13 protein-coding genes, 1 tRNA gene and 1 pseudogene are annotated in these 17973 nt (G+C 46.1%); 10 read left to right on the forward strand and 5 right to left on the reverse strand.

Translation table 11 applies throughout. The features are described from left to right. Positions 1 to 11 precede the first annotated feature (11 nt). Positions 12 to 461 carry a DNA polymerase III subunit chi gene (locus NHG65_RS02370; protein WP_012005017.1) on the reverse strand — a complete coding sequence of 150 codons (450 nt, stop codon included), beginning with the start codon at positions 459 to 461 and terminating at the stop codon, positions 12 to 14. Positions 462 to 545: 84 nt separating this feature from the next. Beyond that, complete coding sequence (pepA, locus tag NHG65_RS02375) at positions 546 to 2057, reverse strand: leucyl aminopeptidase (RefSeq protein WP_012005018.1); 1512 nt, start codon at positions 2055 to 2057, stop codon at positions 546 to 548. 280 nt (positions 2058 to 2337) lie between these two features. Between pepA and lptF the strand changes: the two genes are divergently transcribed. From lptF to NHG65_RS02425, 10 genes and pseudogenes are all read left to right on the forward strand, one after another. Continuing rightward, positions 2338 to 3432 carry an LPS export ABC transporter permease LptF gene (gene lptF / locus NHG65_RS02380; RefSeq protein ID WP_099065046.1) on the forward strand — a complete coding sequence of 365 codons (1095 nt, stop codon included), beginning with the start codon at positions 2338 to 2340 and terminating at the stop codon, positions 3430 to 3432. Further along, complete coding sequence (gene lptG / locus NHG65_RS02385) at positions 3432 to 4502, forward strand: LPS export ABC transporter permease LptG (RefSeq protein WP_099065045.1); 1071 nt, start codon at positions 3432 to 3434, stop codon at positions 4500 to 4502. The genes lptF and lptG overlap by 1 nt, the downstream gene beginning before the upstream one ends. Before the next feature lie 282 nt (positions 4503 to 4784). Then, positions 4785 to 4869: transfer RNA gene (locus NHG65_RS02390), tRNA-Leu, on the forward strand. Between the two features lie 186 nt (positions 4870 to 5055). Continuing rightward, positions 5056 to 6134, forward strand: a pseudogene (locus tag NHG65_RS02395) (tyrosine-type recombinase/integrase); the annotation flags it as partial. A gap of 97 nt (positions 6135 to 6231) precedes the next feature. Then, entirely contained in the window at positions 6232 to 6594 is a 363-nt protein-coding gene (locus NHG65_RS02400; protein WP_261257065.1) for a hypothetical protein, read from the forward strand. Positions 6595 to 6605: 11 nt separating this feature from the next. Continuing rightward, complete coding sequence (locus NHG65_RS02405; protein ID WP_499182899.1) at positions 6606 to 8585, forward strand: site-specific DNA-methyltransferase; 1980 nt, start codon at positions 6606 to 6608, stop codon at positions 8583 to 8585. Positions 8586 to 8587: 2 nt separating this feature from the next. Then, positions 8588 to 11488 (forward strand): type III restriction-modification system endonuclease, encoded by a 2901-nt coding sequence (locus tag NHG65_RS02410; RefSeq protein ID WP_499182900.1) that lies wholly within the window; start codon positions 8588 to 8590, stop codon positions 11486 to 11488. 515 nt (positions 11489 to 12003) lie between these two features. Continuing rightward, positions 12004 to 13136, forward strand: a protein-coding gene (locus NHG65_RS02415) for an IS3 family transposase (protein WP_499182901.1) whose coding sequence is annotated in 2 segments (ribosomal slippage) — positions 12004 to 12265 and positions 12265 to 13136 — 1134 coding nt in all. Because the reading frame shifts where the segments join, the coding sequence is not laid out codon by codon here. A gap of 305 nt (positions 13137 to 13441) precedes the next feature. Then, on the forward strand, positions 13442 to 13738 hold the full coding sequence (locus NHG65_RS02420; protein ID WP_499182902.1) for a helix-turn-helix domain-containing protein: 297 nt from the start codon (positions 13442 to 13444) through the stop codon (positions 13736 to 13738). A 4-nt stretch (positions 13739 to 13742) separates the two neighbouring features. Continuing rightward, positions 13743 to 15065: a type II toxin-antitoxin system HipA family toxin gene (locus NHG65_RS02425; RefSeq protein ID WP_499182903.1), complete on the forward strand. Its 1323-nt coding sequence runs from the start codon at positions 13743 to 13745 to the stop codon at positions 15063 to 15065. 105 nt (positions 15066 to 15170) lie between these two features. On the opposite strand, the gene NHG65_RS02430 is transcribed toward NHG65_RS02425, so the two are convergent. From NHG65_RS02430 to NHG65_RS02440, 3 genes are all read right to left on the reverse strand, one after another. Then, positions 15171 to 16142: a 5'-nucleotidase gene (locus NHG65_RS02430; RefSeq protein ID WP_261257086.1), complete on the reverse strand. Its 972-nt coding sequence runs from the start codon at positions 16140 to 16142 to the stop codon at positions 15171 to 15173. Between the two features lie 136 nt (positions 16143 to 16278). Further along, positions 16279 to 17400 (reverse strand): HNH endonuclease, encoded by a 1122-nt coding sequence (locus NHG65_RS02435; protein WP_499182904.1) that lies wholly within the window; start codon positions 17398 to 17400, stop codon positions 16279 to 16281. 255 nt (positions 17401 to 17655) lie between these two features. Continuing rightward, on the reverse strand, positions 17656 to 17964 hold the full coding sequence (locus NHG65_RS02440; protein WP_499182905.1) for a hypothetical protein: 309 nt from the start codon (positions 17962 to 17964) through the stop codon (positions 17656 to 17658). Positions 17965 to 17973: the final 9 nt, after the last annotated feature.

A 17973-nucleotide genomic window follows, 5' to 3' on the forward strand; every position in this document is an offset into this window, starting at 1 on the left:
TATATCGTTGTTCAGTGAGTTGGCGGCGTGGCCGTGGTCAAATGGAAGCCGACGCTGCGATAAGCTTTATATCGGTCGCGCGCCAACTGTTTCAGGGTGTCTTCGTAAGGGACGAAGTCTACCACTTCATGGAAAGCAGTAGCAAAATCTGCAAACTGAGGCAGCAGGGCGATCAGCAGGTCACGCGGGGAGTTACCGCGTTTTCCGGGCCAGCACAGTTCGACCGGGGCGCCGTAATGCGGGCCTTCACCGGCCAGGTTGTGTGGCACAAACTGGTGTGGATCGCGCTGCCACAGCGCTTCGTCCAACCGCTGGGCCTGTTCCTGGCTCTCGCAGGCGATTAACACCCGCTTGCCGGAACGCCAGCGTTCGGCGGCAACGGCGCAGGCCACGGCCTCATGCGCGCTGAGCGCACCTGCGGGTTCCGCGTGTTCGATTAGATAGAACGTTGCCTGTTTCATGGTCTGATTCACCGCTGCCTATAAAAAGTGTAGGGGCACAGCATGCTGTGCCCCTCGGGATTATACCTGAATTACCACTCAGATTTAATCGTCGCCGTTTAACCCGGCGCGGTTAAGCAAGAACTGCGACAGCAAGGCGACCGGACGACCGGTGGCCCCTTTGGCCTTGCCGGAGCGCCAGGCGGTGCCAGCGATATCCAGGTGTGCCCAGCTGTACTTGCGGGTAAAGCGCGACAGGAAGCAGGCTGCGGTGATAGCCCCACCCGGACGGCCACCAATGTTCGCCATATCGGCAAAGTTGGAGTCCAGCTGCTCGTAGTACTCGTCGGACATCGGCAAGCGCCACGCACGGTCGCCGGCCTGTTCGGACGCGCCGATCAGTTCGTGCGCCAGCGGGTTGTGGTTCGACATCAGGCCGGTGATGTGGTGGCCCAGCGCGATCACGCAGGCGCCGGTCAGGGTGGCAACGTCAATCACCAACTCCGGATCGAAACGCTCAACGTAGGTCAGGGTGTCGCACAGCACCAGGCGGCCTTCGGCGTCGGTGTTCAACACCTCGACGGTCTGGCCGGACATGGTGGTCAGCACGTCGCCCGGACGATAAGCGCTGCCGCCCGGCATGTTTTCACAGCCGGCCAGCACGCCGATCACGTTCAGCGGCAGGTTCAGTTCCGCCACTACGCGCATCACGCCGTACACGGTGGCGGCGCCACACATGTCGTACTTCATCTCGTCCATGCCTTCGGCAGGTTTGATCGAGATGCCGCCGGCATCAAAGGTCAGCCCTTTACCGACGAGCACAATTGGCTTAGCGTCCGGGTTCGGGTTGCCCTTATATTCCATCACCGACATCAATGATTCGTTACGCGACCCTGCACCAACCGCCAGATAGGCGTTCATCCCCAACTCTTTCATCTGCTGTTCGCCGATGACGCGGGTGGTGATGTTGGTGCTGAAGGCGTCCGCCAGTTGGCGAGCCTGTGAGGCCAGGTAACCGGCGTTACAGATGTTCGGCGGCATATTGCCGAGATCTTTGGCCGCTTTGATGCCGGAAGACACCGCCAGCCCGTGCTGGATCGCACGTTCACCGCTGGTGAGTTCACGACGGGTCGGCACGTTGAACACCATCTTACGCAGCGGACGGCGTGGCTCCACTTTGTTGCTTTTCAGCTGATCGAAGGTGTAGAGCGTTTCTTTTGCGGTTTCCACCGCCTGACGCACCTTCCAGTAAGTGTTGCGGCCTTTCACGTGCAGCTCGGTCAGGAAGCAGACCGCTTCCATGGAGCCGGTATCGTTAAGGGTATTGATGGTTTTTTGAATCACCTGTTTGTACTGGCGTTCATCGAGCTCGCGCTCTTTGCCACAGCCAATTAACAGGATGCGTTCGGAGAGAATGTTAGGTACATGGTGCAGCAGTAACGTCTGCCCGACTTTACCTTCCAGTTCGCCACGGCGCAGCAAAGCGCTGATATAACCATCACTGATTTTGTCGAGTTGTTCTGCGATAGGGGACAAGCGGCGCGGTTCAAAAACGCCGACTACAATACAGGCACTGCGCTGTTTTTCCGGGCTACCGCTTTTTACACTGAACTCCATGCACTCTCCTGAATCTTAAAGACAAAGGCAGGCGCTACGGCTAGAATGACGCACTCCGTAACGATCTCCCGCCATTGAGTTAACGAGTTATGTTAACCTGAACGGCGTAAATTGCTCTGTTTTGGCGACTATAGGCAAGTTCCTATAGGACACCCAAATGCTAGATGTTGTAATACTATTTTAGCTGTGTCGGTTGCCATATGATGAGAATAAATGGCGGATTAGCGATGAAACTATCGATTTTCCTGCAAAAAGACAAGTTTTCACAGGCGTAATAAGCGTGATCATCATAAGATATCTGGTACGGGAAACGCTAAAGAGCCAAATCGCGATCTTGTTCATCCTGCTTCTGATCTTCTTTTGTCAGAACCTGGTCAGGGTGTTAGGCGATGCGGTGGACGGCGATGTCCCGACAAATTTAGTTCTTTCTTTGCTCGCATTGGGTGTGCCGAAGATGGCGCAGCTAATCCTGCCATTAAGCCTGTTTCTCGGCCTATTGATGACGCTTGGGCGGCTGTATACCGACAGCGAAATCACCGTCATGCATGCCTGCGGACTGGGTAAACGAACCCTGATTATCTCGGCGATGGTGCTGGCGTTGATCACCTCCGTTGTGGCAGCGGTCAACGTGTTCTGGGCAGGTCCCATGGCCTCGCGCTATCAGGACGTGGTGCTCAGCGAAGCCAAAGCCAACCCCAGTATTGCCGGGCTGGCGGAAGGGCAGTTCAAAACCTCGCAAGATGGCAACGCGGTACTGTTTATCGGCAACGTTAAAGGCAGCACCTTCAACAACGTGTTCCTGGCGCAACTGCGGCCGAACGGCAACCAACGCCCTTCCGTGGTGGTGGCCGAGCACGGCCAGATCAACCAGATTAAAGACGGTTCGCAGGTAGTGACGCTGGACAAGGGCACCCGTTTTGAGGGCACCGCGCTGCTGCGTGACTTCCGCATTACCGATTTCAATGACTATAAAGCCGTGGTAGGCCACCGTGCGGTCGCCGTGGACGGCAACCAGGCCGAGCAGATGTCGATGACGACGCTGCTGGCGTCTGACGACCCGGACGCGCGTGCCGAGTTCCACTGGCGCCTGACGCTGGTGTTGTCGGTGGTGATTATGGCGTTGCTGGTGGTGCCGCTCAGCGTGGTGAACCCGCGCCAGGGCCGCGTGCTGAGCATGCTGCCGGCCATCCTGCTGTATTTGATATTCTTCCTGCTGCAGACCTCGCTGCGTTCTAACGGCGGCAAGGGCAAGCTGGATCCGATGATATGGCTGTGGGTGGTCAACGCGGCGTACTTCGCGATCGCGCTGGCGCTGAACCTGTGGGATACCGTGCCGATGCGTAAGCTGCGTGCACGCCTGAGAGGAGCGGCCTGATGTTTGGTGTTTTAGACCGATATATCGGTAAGACAATTTTCAACACCATCATCATGACGCTGTTCATGCTGGTGTCGCTTTCCGGCATCATCAAGTTCGTCGACCAGCTGCGTAAAGTGGGCCAGGGCGAGTATACGGCGTTGAGCGCCGGGATGTTTACCCTGCTGAGCGTGCCGAAGGACATCGAGATTTTCTTCCCGATGGCGGCCCTGTTGGGTGCATTGCTCGGCCTAGGGCAACTGGCAACGCGCAGTGAACTGGTGGTGATGCAGGCTTCTGGCTTTACCCGCATGCAAATCGCCGGTTCGGTGATGAAAACCGCCATTCCGCTGGTGCTGTTGACCATGGCGATTGGCGAGTGGGTGGCGCCGCAGGGCGACCAGATGGCGCGTAACTACCGTGCACAGCAGATGTACGGCGGTTCACTGCTTTCCACCAAGAACGGCCTGTGGGCGAAAGACGGTACCGACTTTATCTACATCGAACGCGTAGCGGGCGAGAAAGAGCTTTCCGGCGTAAACATCTACCACTTCAACGACCAGCGCAGGCTGGAGACGGTGCGTTATGCCGCGACCGCCAGCTTTGAAGACGGCGTGTGGAAGCTTTCGCAGGTGGATACCTCTGACCTGACTGACCCGAAACAAGTTACCGGCACCCAAACCTTGACCGGCGAATGGAAAACCAACCTGACCCCGGACAAACTGGGCGTGGTGGCGCTGGATCCAACCTCACTCTCCATCAGTGGCCTGCACAACTACGTGAAGTACCTGAAGCAGAGCGGCCAGGAAGCCAGCCGTTACCAGCTGAACATGTGGAGTAAGGTGTTCTCGCCGCTCTCCGTTGCGGTGATGATGCTGATGGCACTGTCGTTCATCTTCGGGCCGCTGCGTAGCGTGCCGATGGGCGTGCGTGTAGTGACCGGTATCAGCTTCGGGTTCCTGTTCTACGTGCTGGACCAGATATTCGGCCCGCTAAGCCTGGTGTACAACATGCCGCCGGTGCTGGGCGCGTTGCTGCCAAGCATGCTGTTCTTGTTGATCAGCGTTTATATGCTGCTAAAACGCAAGTAGCGGCGCGACAGCCAGTTTAAGAAGGCGTAGCCATTGGGCTGCGCCTTTTTTGTTTCTGTTGGCCTGATGGGCTGTTCTTGCTGATATTAATACGTAGGGGCGCCGCATGCCGCGCCCTGGTGTTTGTTGCAGGATTGGAGCCGCATGCTGCGCCCACAAAACGGGCCCAACGTAACCTCGGCGACGATTTTTTCAGCACTTAACTCATTGAACAACGGATAAGTGTTGCACGCGGATCGCTGAAAGGTATAATGCCCACGTTTTCCGCATACTACTTGCAGTGCCGAAGTGGCGAAATCGGTAGACGCAGTTGATTCAAAATCAACCGTAGAGATACGTGCCGGTTCGAGTCCGGCCTTCGGCACCATTAGTATGTAAATAGACCTCAACTGAGGTCTTTTTTTATGCCTGAAATCCAGTAGTTACCTACTTTTCTCCCCTTATTTTTATCTCCTGACGTCCACTCATATCTATCAACATCTACCCACTATTGATGGTATAACCGTTGGTATTCTCGATTCGATAACATTTGATACCAACAGTTGGGGGTTAGCCAATGGTCACTCTTGCTGAAGCTCGTAAGCGGCGTGAAATAGCAAAAAAGTTGGTATCTGATTGTATCGATCCAGCTGAAAAGAAAACAGAAGACAAAATTGAACAAAGCGGTTCGACTACCTTCGAATCGGTCGCCAGAGATTGGCACGCCTCTTGTAGTAAAAAATGGTCTTCTTCTCATAGTGAACGTGTATTGAAGAGTTTGGCTGATAATCTTTTTCCCTCCATTGGCAAAAGCAAAATTTCTGATCTCAAAACAAGAGATTTGCTCACCCCTATCAAAGTTGTTGAAGCATCCATGCGTTATGAAGTTGCTGCGCGTCTACAGCAGCGAACGACGGCAATAATGCGTTATGCCGTTCAAAGTGGGTTAATTGACTACAATCCTGCACAAGAGATGGCGGGAGCAATAGCTGTCGCGAAGCGTGAGCATCGTCCTGCTTTAGATTTTGAACGTATACCTGAGCTTTTGGACCGTATCGAATGCTTTAAAGGTAGAAAGTTAACCAAATTAGCCGTCAAGTTGACCTTGATGGTATTTATATGATCAAGTGAGCTTCGTTTTTGCTCGGTGGTCAGAAATTGATTTCGAACGTGCTATGTGGACCATCCCTACAGAACGTGAACCACTGGAAGGCGTGAAACATTCCCATCGTGGTTCAAAGATGCGCACACCCCATCTTGTTCCGTTAAGTAGTCAGGCGTTGGTAGTTTTGAAAGAGATTAAAGCTATCAGTGGCGATCATCATCTGATTTTCATAGGCGATCACAATCCTGAAAAGCCAATGAGTGAAAACACTGTGAACACAGCTCTCCGAGGGATGGGCTGTGGCACTAAAACCGAGGTATGTGGTCATGGTTTTAGAGCATTGTAGTGCTTTGACAGAGTGTGGATTGTGGTCAAAGGATGCCGTGGAACGCCAGATGAGCCATCAAGAACGTAATTCTGTGCGTGCTGCTTACATCCATCTTGCTGAACATCTTGATGAGCGCAGGTTGATGCTGCAGTGGTGGGCCGATTATCTGGATGCTAATTGCGAAAGGGTGATCCGACCGTTTGAGTTTGCCAACAGGTGATCATTTTGGTTAGAAAATCTCCGTAAACCGCTTGATAACCTATTGCGTAAAAATGTAACCACTTGTTTTAAATGTGTTTAATGGTCATCAATGGTTGATGGCTATTAAACCATTTCATTATGATTTTTCAGCAATATTTGATATCGTAGCAGCATTAAATAACGAGGGAATAACCATGATATCAGGTCTTGATGGTGGAAATTTCATCCTCAGTTCAATGGCTAAGGAAAGGGTCAAATCAGGCATACTTGATAGAGCAATGATAGAAGGCTCTAAAGGCGGGTATAGCGTAATTTTTGATGGTTCAGAGTGGAATGGTAAACCCTTGGTCTTATGTAGCTCCAGACAGCCTTATGAAGCACGTATCTTCAAAAGTATTGATGGTGCGGCAGCCGAACTGCTGCGCATAGGCTTAAGTGAAGCTTCAATCAAAAACACCACTAAATCGAACGCCAAATAATCAGGTTTAAAATGGATATGCAAAAAGAAACGATTTTTTCAGAAGTTGAAACCACGAACAGTAAACAACTTGCTGTTTTAAAATCTAACTTTCCTCAGTGTTTTGATAAAGATGGGGCTTTCATTCAAGACAAGCTACTTGAGATCCTAAAATCGTCGGATGTTGAACTATCAAAAGAATCATACAGCTTAAACTGGCTGGGTAAGTCCTATGCCCGGCTGTTAGCAAACCTGCCACCGAAGACGTTTCTAACCGAAGATAAAGAACATAACCAGCGTGATGAAAACAAGGGCAGTCAGAACCTTTTAATTAAAGGGGATAACCTCGAAGTATTAAAGCATATGGCTAATGCTTATGCTGAAAAGGTTAAAATGATTTACATTGACCCGCCATATAACACTGGTTCCGATGGATTTGCGTATAACGATAATCGCAAGTTTACACCAGAACAGCTTTCTGAGTTGGCGGGTATCGATATTGATGAAGCTATACGTATACTCGATTTTACTGCAAAAGGTTCAAGCAGCCATAGTGCTTGGTTGACCTTCATTTATCCACGACTCTATATAGCCAAACAATTTTTAAAAGAAGATGGAGCTATATTCATTTCCATTGATGATAATGAATCCGCACAATTAAAATTAGTTTGTGATGAGGTCTTTGGTGAAAATAATTTCGTTTCTCAATTGGTTTGGGAAAAAAAGAAAAAAGGGACTTTTCTTTCAAATACGATAAGTAGTGTAAAAGAATATATATATGTATATTCAAAATCAAAAGAAAAATTTAATGGGTTAATTGGTGAAGTTAATCATGCCACAGAGACCTATCCATGTGTTAATGCAAGTAATAAGAGAGAAATCAGAATAGTCCCTAAAGGTATAGTTTCGAAGTATAGGGATAGCGATTTTTTTATGAAAAAAGGCTCTGTTATTTCAGCATCTACAATGGATCTCGTATTACATAGTGATCTTGTTATTGAAAACTCGAAACTTGCAGAAGACCTGAAGATCGAAGGTAATTGGCGTTATAAGCAAGACGCAATGACTGAGTATGCTATCAATGGTGAACTTTACATAACTCAGGACTTATATCTAAGAAGAATTGTTAATGAACCAAGATATAAAACCCTAAAAGATCTACTATCTCGAGTTGGTGATGATACAGAAAGTAGCTTCAAATCAATTAACATAGATAATCTTTTCTGTGATGGATGGGGATCTAATGAAGATGGAGAGGAAGAACTTAGAGTTATATTAGATAATAAAGGATTAATGTCTTTTCCTAAACCAAAAAAACTTATTCAAAAATTGTGTGTTGCTTTGCGCGACCCCAATGCAATGGTCATGGACTTTTTTGCAGGTTCGGGAACAACTGGCCATGCTATTATGGAATTAAATTCTTTAGATAGTGGTAATCGAAATTTCATTAATATACAGATTGATGAAAAAACAACTAATGACAGTGATGCGTTTAAAGCGGGATACACATCAATTTTTGAAATAACTAAGGCCCGACTTATTGAGTGTGGAAAAAAAATACACAACGATAAGATTAATTATGAAGGCGATCTTGGTTTCAAAATTTTTGAAACAATTGATGATTTCCGCGCCAAAGATGAGTCTGAATTAACACTTTCTAACCATACTTTCTTTGACGATGCTGTATTGACACCTGAACAGTATGACACCCTATTGACTACATGGTGTGTGTATGATGGCAGTTTGCTAACAACACGAATTGAAAATATTGAGCTTAATAGCTATAAAGCGCACTTGTGTGATGGTCGTCTGTATCTGATTGCGCCTAACTTCACCAGTGAAGCTCTGAAAGCTTTGCTTCAAAAGTTGGATTCAAACAAAGACTTTGCCCCTAACAAAGTTGTGTTTTATGGAAGCAACTTTGAAAGTGCAAAACAGATGGAACTCAATGAAGCACTAAAAAGCTATGCTAATAAAAAATCTATTGATATAGATTTGGTAGTGAGGAACTAATCATGTCTAAAGGGTTTACATTCGAAAAGAACTTACCTCATCAAAAGGCAGGCGTTGATGCGGTGATGAATGTTTTTGTTTCCGCAACACCTCATCAGACAAATAATGTTGCTGTCCGCTTGTTAGCCAACCCTGAACTGAATCTTACTGAACAACAATACTACAACAATATAAAAAATGTTCAGGAGTTCAATGGCATTGAGCATTTAAAAGATAATTACGATGCTAAAAGCAATGTGATTGATGTTTCTATGGAGACAGGGACAGGTAAAACCTATACCTACACCAAAACAATTTTTGACCTGAACAAGTCATTTGGCATTAATAAATTTATAATTATTGTTCCTACACTATCAATCAAAGCCGGAACAGTTAACTTTTTAAAAAGTGATGCTTTAAAAGAACACTTTCGAGATGATTACGAGCGAGAGCTAAAGACTTATGTTGTTGAGAGTCAGAAAAACTCTGGTAAAAACACAAAATCGTATATGCCCCAAGCTATTCATGATTTTGTTGAAGCAAGTAATTTCAATAAGAAATATATACACGTTCTTGTAATCAACTCAGGGATGATTAACTCCAAGTCTTTAACTGATACTTATGATGTTGGTTTGCTTGATAATCAGTTTGATACACCATTTGCTGCCCTTAGTGCGGTAAAACCATTCATCATTATTGATGAGCCTCATAAGTTCCCTACGGGTAAAAAAACATGGGAAAACATTGAGAAGTTTAATGCTCAATATATCATTCGTTATGGCGCTACCTTTAGTGAAGGCTATAAGAACTTAGTTTATCGTCTTACAGCCGTAGATGCATTTAATGAAGATCTTGTTAAAGGTATTGATGCTTACATTGAAGATATTGTTGGTGATGGTTTCGCCAGCCTCAAGTTCATCAAATCTGACGGAAAAGAAGCCACATTTGAACTGAGCGAAAATGGCAATAAAAAAACGTTCAGGTTAGCCAAAGATGAATCACTATCTAAAACGCATAGTGCGATCCATGATTTAACTCTTGATGCTTTAAACAGGAGCACTGCAGTGTTGAGTAATGGTATAGAGCTAAAAATTGGTAGCTCTATAAACCCCTACTCTTATGATCAAACGCTTGCTGATAACATGATGCGTAAAGCTGTCAAAGAACACTTCAAGTTAGAAAAAGAGTATCTGACACAAAGACCACGCATAAAACCTCTTACTCTTTTCTTCATTGATGACATTGAAGGCTATCGTGATGGTAATGATATTGCCGGAAGCCTGAAAACTAAGTTTGAAGCGTTCGTGTTAGCTGAAGCTAATGAACTGTTAAAAAAAGAGAAAGATGAGTTTTATAGAAACTACCTTGAAAAAACTATTAAGGATATCTCTTCTGTTCATGGAGGTTATTTTTCAAAAGATAACAGCGATAAAGATGATAAAATTGAGCAGGAAATCAACGAAATCCTTCATGACAAAGAGCTTTTGTTATCTTTGAATAATCCTCGTCGTTTCATTTTCTCCAAGTGGACATTGCGTGAGGGGTGGGATAACCCTAACGTCTTTCAGATTTGTAAGCTTCGTTCGAGCGGTAGCATCACATCTAAACTTCAAGAGGTAGGACGTGGGTTACGTCTTCCAGTGAATGAATACATGTGCCGAGTGAAAGACCGCAATTTTACACTCAACTATTATGTTGATTTTACAGAAAAAGACTTTGTTGATTCTCTTGTCAAAGAAGTCAACGATAGCTCTTTCAAAGAAACCGTTCCGAGTAAGTTTACTCAGGAGCTTAAGGATAAAATACTATCTCAGTATCCTGATCTTTCATCAAGGATACTCATGAACGAAATCTTTGACGCTGAAATCATTGATGAGAATGACAACTTCAAAGATTCTGATTCCTATACACGCTTAAAAGGTAAATACCCGGCAGCATTCCCGACCGGCGTAAAACCAAGCAAAATCAAAAAAGCCACAGATGGAAAAAGACGTACTAAAATGCGTACTGGCAAGTTCAGTGAACTGAAAGAACTGTGGGATTTAATCAATCAGAAAGCAGTGATTGAGTATAAGATAAACAGCGAAAATGAATTCTTATCCATTTTAAAATCATTCATGCTCGAAGAAACAGAAAGATTTACTAAATCAGGGGTTCATACTCGTATTGATAGAATTTACATTCATAATGATACTGCTATGTCAAAAAGTATCGTCAGCGATGATGATAACTTTGCAAAACTTAATACAATGAGTTATCGAGAATTTCTTGATAACTTATCACAAACTATTTTTGCTAAACAGGATACCTTGCATAAGGTGTTTTGCGATATAAAAGACACTATCAATATAACTGACTACCTGAACATTCAAACAATCAGAAAGATTAAATCTGGTTTTAGCAGGTATTTGTTGAACAATTCTTTCAACAGGTTCAGTGTTGGTTACAATGTGATTTCAGGTTCTATTCATCCAACAAAGTTCACTAGTGCAGACGGTAATCCTCTAAATGAGGTATTATCAAGTGATCTTGGTGTATTACATGATAATATAAAGCCACCATTGGATTCTTATCTTTTTGAAGAAGTCTTTTATGACTCAGAGCTTGAACGGCTCAACATAACCGATGGAGAGATCCAGTCTGTAGCTGTTTTTACAAAAATTCCGAAGAACTCCATTAAAATCCCTGTAGCGGGTGGCTATACGTATTCTCCTGACTTTGCTTATGTTGTTAAAACAACAAAAGGTGATTATTTAAATTTTATCATTGAAACAAAAAATGTAGATGGAAAGGATAGCTTACGACTTGAGGAAGATCGCAAGATAAAACACGCACAAGAACTTTTCAATCAGATAAGTAAATCTGTTAAAGTTGAGTTCAAGACTCAGTTTTCGGATGACATCATATACAATTTTATTAAATAATTTAGTTCATATAACATACTTATTAGTCATATAAAAAAGGGCCTTTGGGCCCTTTTGAATTCGTTGGTTTCTAACAAAATTGATTAGTCAATATATATAAAACTTTTCATTGAAGGTTTTTTGAATAATTACAATTTAATTCAATGTCTTATAAAATATAAATATAACAATTCTAGATTTAAAATATCACCACTATTCCCAGTGAGACTAACTCAACAGCTCACCGACCAAAAAACAAGTTTTAGATCGATTCACCGTTTGGATGTGAAAAGGGAATTTACTGCGTTAGCTTGTTTATAACATTATCGATATAGGTTTGCCCCTGTGCCCGACATAATTTAATATCGCTTTCATCCAGCTTAGGGAGTTCAAGAAAAATCCCAAAGACCACAGCCTTATCAACTGCACTAATATCACATCCTAATACTTTGGCAACTGTAAGTACCCCACCAAAACGGCCCATTCACTTTTAGAGATCTTCCGACATACTGATTATGTCACCTGAGGAGATCGCTATGCGTAAGATTCGATTCACCGAGCACCAGATCATCGCCGTCCTGAAATCTGTCGAAGCGGGCAGGACCGTCAAAGATGTGTGTCGTGAGGCCGCTATTTCTGAAGCCAGCTATTACAACTGGAAGGCGAAATATGGCGGTATGGAAGCCGCTGATATCAAAAAGATCAAAGATCTTGAGGACGAGAATCGTCGTCTGAAGCAGATGTTTGCCGATCTGAGTCTGAAATGCCGGGCGCTGAGAGACGTCATCGAAAAAAAGCTTTAAAACCAGCGATAAAGCGTGAGCTCGTTAGCTACCTAACCACGCAGTTTACGATGAGCATACGCCAGGCATGCAGGACGTTATCGCTGAGCAGGACGGTGTTTCGTTATCAACCGGATACACGACGTGATGAAGCGCTGATCCAGAGGCTGACCGAGGCGGCTGAACGCTATCCCCGCTACGGATTTAAGAAGCTTTTTCAGGTGCTTCGCAGGCAGGGGCACGTCTGGAACCACAAGCGCGTACACCGGATTTACTGTCTGTTGAAACTGAATTTTCGTCGTAAGGGTAAGCAACGCTTGCCGGTGCGTAATCCGGCTCCGCTGGTAACGCCGGAAGCACTCAACCAAAGTTGGTCGATTGATTTTATGCACGACGCGCTGACATGTGGCCGACGTTTTCGGACTTTCAATGTCGTCGATGATTTTAACCGTGAAGCTTTGGCTATCGAAATTGACCTGAATATCCAGGCGCAGCGTGTCGTCCGGGTGCTGGAGAGGATAGTGGCAAACCGTGGATATCCGCTGAAGATGCGGATGGATAACGGACCGGAACTGATATCACTGGCTCTGGCGCAATGGGCCGAAGAGCATGGCGTGATGCTGAAATTTATCAAGCCCGGTAAGCCAACACAGAATGCGTTTATAGAACGGTTTAACCGAACGTACCGGACCGAAATACTGGATTTTTATCTGTTCAGAACACTGAATGAAGCACGGGAAATAACGGAGCGCTGGCTGAATGAATATAACAGTGAGCGGCCTCATGAATCCCTGAATAACCTGACGCCGGAAGAATATCGGCTGATGGCTGAGAAACCGGAAATCTCAAAAAGTGAATGGGCCGTTTTGGTGGGGTACTTACAATAGCAGACCCTTCGATATGGAGAGGGCATGATACTTCTCTCTACTTCAGCGCGGTTTTGCTCTTGGCCTGCTCACCCACGGGATTCCTCCCAGAACTACTTTCGCCAAACGTGGCCGTATGCGGTGTAAATGTCAGCATTCCGTCCCAAAGTTACCCCTCTCTCAATTTAGCTAAACTAACAGCCTTTAGGCTGTATTTATGATGAAACACCCTATAAGCTGTATTTTGCATTTACAGCCTGTGGGGTGTAATGTGAATAATACAGCTTATAATCTGTACACAGCGATAAGGCAGCGAGCCGCTATCTATGAATACCGTCTATCCGTTAAAAACACTAAGCCAGCTACGCCCTTTACTGGTGGGTTTTCGTAAAGCGAAAGGGCTGACGCAAAAAGATGTCTCTGAGAGGCTGGGCGTAACCCAGCAGACCTATGCACGCCTGGAGTCAAATCCGGCATCAGCCAGCCTGGAACGTCTGTTTAGGGTGTTTAATGTGCTGGGTATTGAAATGGTGTTTTCCTCAGAGCTTATCTCTCCGGGATGTGAAACCGAGGATGCTTCTACAACTCATATAGACTCACCCGCCAGGCGGGAACAGTGGTGATGATATGCGTCGTTTGCAACAACGGTTAGCTATCTGGATGAACGGTATCCCAGTGGGATATTGGGAAAAGCACAGAGGTGAGGATCGGCTGGAATATCACCCTGACTGGATTACAGATAATCAGGGCAGGCCATTGTCGCTTTCTTTGCCTTTCACGCCGGGGAATCAGCCTTATCGCGGTAGCGTGGTACGCGATTATTTCGATAACCTGCTGCCGGATAGTGAAGGGATCCGCCGACGGCTGGCAATGCGTTATCATGCCGAAAGTCTGGATCCCTTTGATTTACTGGCTGAACTTGGCCGTGATTGCGTTGGCGCTATACAGCTTCTTGATATTGACGAGCAACCCGCCCAGATCTTTTCCATCAGGCAGCGCCCGCTTTCAGAGGCGCAAATTGCCGAGATGCTTCGCAATACTGCCGTGGTGTTACCGGGACAACACGGCCAGGATGACGATCTGCGTTTATCTATTGCCGGCGCTCAGGAAAAAACAGCGCTGTTGTGGCATGACAATCAGTGGTGTTTACCTGAGGGAAATACGCCGACCACGCATATTTTCAAATTAGCGCTGGGGCTGGTGGGAAATATGCGGGCTGATATGAGCACATCCATCGAAAATGAGTGGCTCTGTTCTCTCATTCTTGAACACTATGGAGTGCCTGTCGCAAGAACGGCTATTGCGCAGTTTGAAGATCAAAAGGCACTGATCGTTGAGCGTTTTGACAGGAAGCTATCAAGTGATAGGCAGTGGTGGATCCGTCTGCCACAAGAGGATATGTGTCAGGCTCTGGGCGTTTCCCCTCTGAGGAAATATCAGTCAGATGGTGGCCCTGGTATTACCAATATTATGGAAATCCTGAGCCGTTCAGATCAGGCTGCAGCAGATCGCAGACACTTTTTTAAGTCGCAGATCATTTTTTGGCTGCTTGCCGCCACCGATGGCCATGCAAAGAATTTCAGTCTTGCGCATTTACCACAAAATCGTTACCACCTAACGCCACTGTACGATGTGTTATCCGCGTGGCCAGTGATTGGCCCGGGTAATAGCCAAATAGCCTGGCAGAAGTGCAAACTGGCAATGGCCGTTCGCGGGAACAGTAACCATTACCTCATTAGCCAGATCCGACGCCGCCACTGGATAAAACAGGGTGAAATAACCGGGTTAGGCCAACAGGAGGTTGAATCCATTATTGAAGAGCTCCTTGCGGAGACTCCGAGAGTCATTGAACGTGTCACTGGGTTGCTGCCTGCTTCGTTTCCGCCAGAATTGGCAGCATGTATTTTTGATGGTATGCGGCAGCAGTGCGTGCGGCTGGTGGGAAGATAATAGCTGTGCGGACAAGGGGTGAGCACCGTTCACATTGCTCCATGTATTGAGGCTCTGCGACGAATGATTTACCCGCACTTGCCCGCTTGGTAACTAGTTACCATATCAACTCTTTGGGTCTACTGCTAAATAGAGCCCTGAATTACTTGCATAAGGCACTTTACCTGAAGGCACAAGCTTTGCTGCTGCATCCAAATGAACATCTTGATCATCAAAGAAGATGTGTGGTCTGAATGCCTTTAAAACTTTATCTTTTCCAACGCCGCCGAGAAAAAATGCTTCGTCAACGTAAACGCCCCAGTTACGAAGCGTTTTAATTACCCTCATCTCTGATGGGGAGTTTCTTGCAGTGACTAGAGCAATACGGATTGGAGAGTATTCCATTCTTATTGGCAGACGCTCCTGAAGTTTTGCCAACTTTTTGAGCAATGTAGCATAAGGGCCTTCCCCCATAGGGATGTCTTGTTGCGCATTCTCTTGAGCGTGGAATGCTTCCATCCCTTGTGTTTTATAGACCAATTCACTCTCATCAGAAAAAAGTACGGCATCGCCATCAAAAGCAATCCTCACCTGGCCTTCAGGGATCTCTGGAGCATCTGCAGGAGGATCTTTCAAAATGGCTGCAGCACAGAAGCATGAGTCAATTACCTTCTGTGCATCAGCAACATTTGTAGTCAGAAAAAGGTCTACATCAAATGCATCTAAGTAATCGGCAACCGTTTCTCCGGCGGTGAACGCCGAACGTGAGATGTTCAGCTTATCGTGGCGGATGGTGTTTAATACGCGAATACCGGTCTCTGGGCTATTACGAGACATAACAACGACTTCTACTAACGGTGATTTATCCTCGGCATGTTTATGCTGGTTTAGTCCTAGTAATGCTTTGATTAGTGGATAGCCAGTCCCAGGCTTGAGTGGTTCATTTTCGTGCTCTAGCATATAGGCACGATATTGCTCAATTGCACTGTCTGGGTCTGTTACCGATGTCTCTTGAAACATACGGTCCGACTCACTCATATCAAACAGTGCGGTAGCACTTATACCAATAACCAAAGTATTGCTTAGATCTAATGCCATTTGTACTCTCCTATCGGATCACCGCAAAGCGTGGGCAGAGGATGATGTGGGGAAAAGATGCTCCTTTTGCGTAGGCTCATCTCTTTAAACATCATCATCTAAGTAGTTCTACTTGAGTGTTTTTTATAAAGAAAAACTATTTAAAACTAGTCTCTTTCTGCTCCAACTTCACCATCAAAGTCTGATTCAGCGCTTTCCCATCAACCCCACTGTGTATCTGGCGGTGACAGGTAGGGCAGATAGCACCAACCCATTGAGGGTGATCGGGGCCTTCATCGGCTAGGCGTTTTGTGTGGTGTGGTTCCAGGTAGGGTTCGCCATTCTTTTTCTTGAACGGTGCTGGTTGCTCACATGATTCGCAGATGCCGTTAGCACGTTGAAGTACGTATTTTTTCACGTCCTCGCTGCGTTTGAACCAAGATGTCTTACTGTCGCCCTGCCGGCGTTGCCCCGTCATCATGGATGATTTTATGGCTTTGGCACGTAGCTGCTCGAGCGTCTCCTTCTTCGAAGTGACTTCTGAAGTCTCAATATCATTATCAACTTCGCGAGCAGAAGATACCGGGAATAAATTAAAAACTATTCCCTGCCGCATATCCTTTTGTTCGAAGTCGGAGCATCGAATGTAATCCCAAGTATCACATTCAAACATTCCAACGAACCTTACACCCTTATCTTTTTTATTATCTTCAAATAAGAATATATCTTCGCCATTCTCTTTGTGGTCGCGGATGGCTTTATTACCACGGATAAACTGCATGTCATCTTTTTGGCCTTCTCCGGTGTAGGCGAAACTGCCATCAGCTGACCAACCGTCTTTGTAGCCGTAAGCCTCGCCGCTCTCACCGGTAAAGATAAAGATGACGGGGAACTCTGTAGGTGTCCAGATGCCGCCCTGCAGTTGCCCACCATAGAGGTCGATAAGCTCTTTACGTGTGTAAAGCCTACCTTTCACTAAATGCTCTATAGGATGTGGTGTGTCGACGATCTCGAAACCGAGGTTTTTAAGTGCTTGGACAGCGCTCTTAGCACCACTGTTAGAATTTATTTTTTCGAATGGTATTCCGAACTGCTCAATATAGGCTGCAGCAACGATACCTTTGATATCGTACTTTTCTTTATTATAAAGAAGCTCACACTTTTTAATTCGTTTGACTTCGTATTTTTCTAGGAAGGCATCACGGCCTAGTAAATTATATTCTTCGATGGCTTTTAAAACAGCGTCTTTCGAAGATAACGTCTCTATCTTAGTAGGCAAAACCATCCCCTCATTGCAGAACAGATTCTGATCAATGCGTTTTCGTACTGCCAGCGGCCATGCGTTGTCACCCAGCAGCTAACTCATCGATTTATCGAATGCGTTAACTATGCCAGGCCACGGGGGAAATGCCTACCTTCGTGAATGTGTTTATCGTGATATGTCAGTCAGATCTATAAAATTTACTGGAGTGATAAGAACGGCACAAAACTAATACCGTTCTTATTATTTCTTTTTTCTCTGACTTTTAGCCTCTCAGCTCTGGCACTCCATCTGCCGCAGCACACGGCCATAAAGGTTGCAAAGTGCTGGCACCAAGTGGGCCGTCGCATTGAGGTAATGGTTCAGTTGTTCCCATTGGGTGTCATCGGGTTGTGGGTTCTTTTGCAGTAGATCACCAAACAGCATCAGGCCGTGGCAGAGCCCTTCGGCCTGTTCAGCGGAGAGGGCGGCAAGGTCTAAGAGCTGAGTAGAGTCTAAGGTGCTAAGATCGAGCTGATTGAACAGTTGGCGATAGAGGGTGAGGGTACTTATGGCGGGTTGTGAGGTGAAAGTGTTTTCCATGTGGCCGTT

It is taken from the genome of Serratia myotis, assembly GCF_027474885.1.
Classification (GTDB): Bacteria; Pseudomonadota; Gammaproteobacteria; order Enterobacterales; family Enterobacteriaceae; genus Serratia; species Serratia proteamaculans.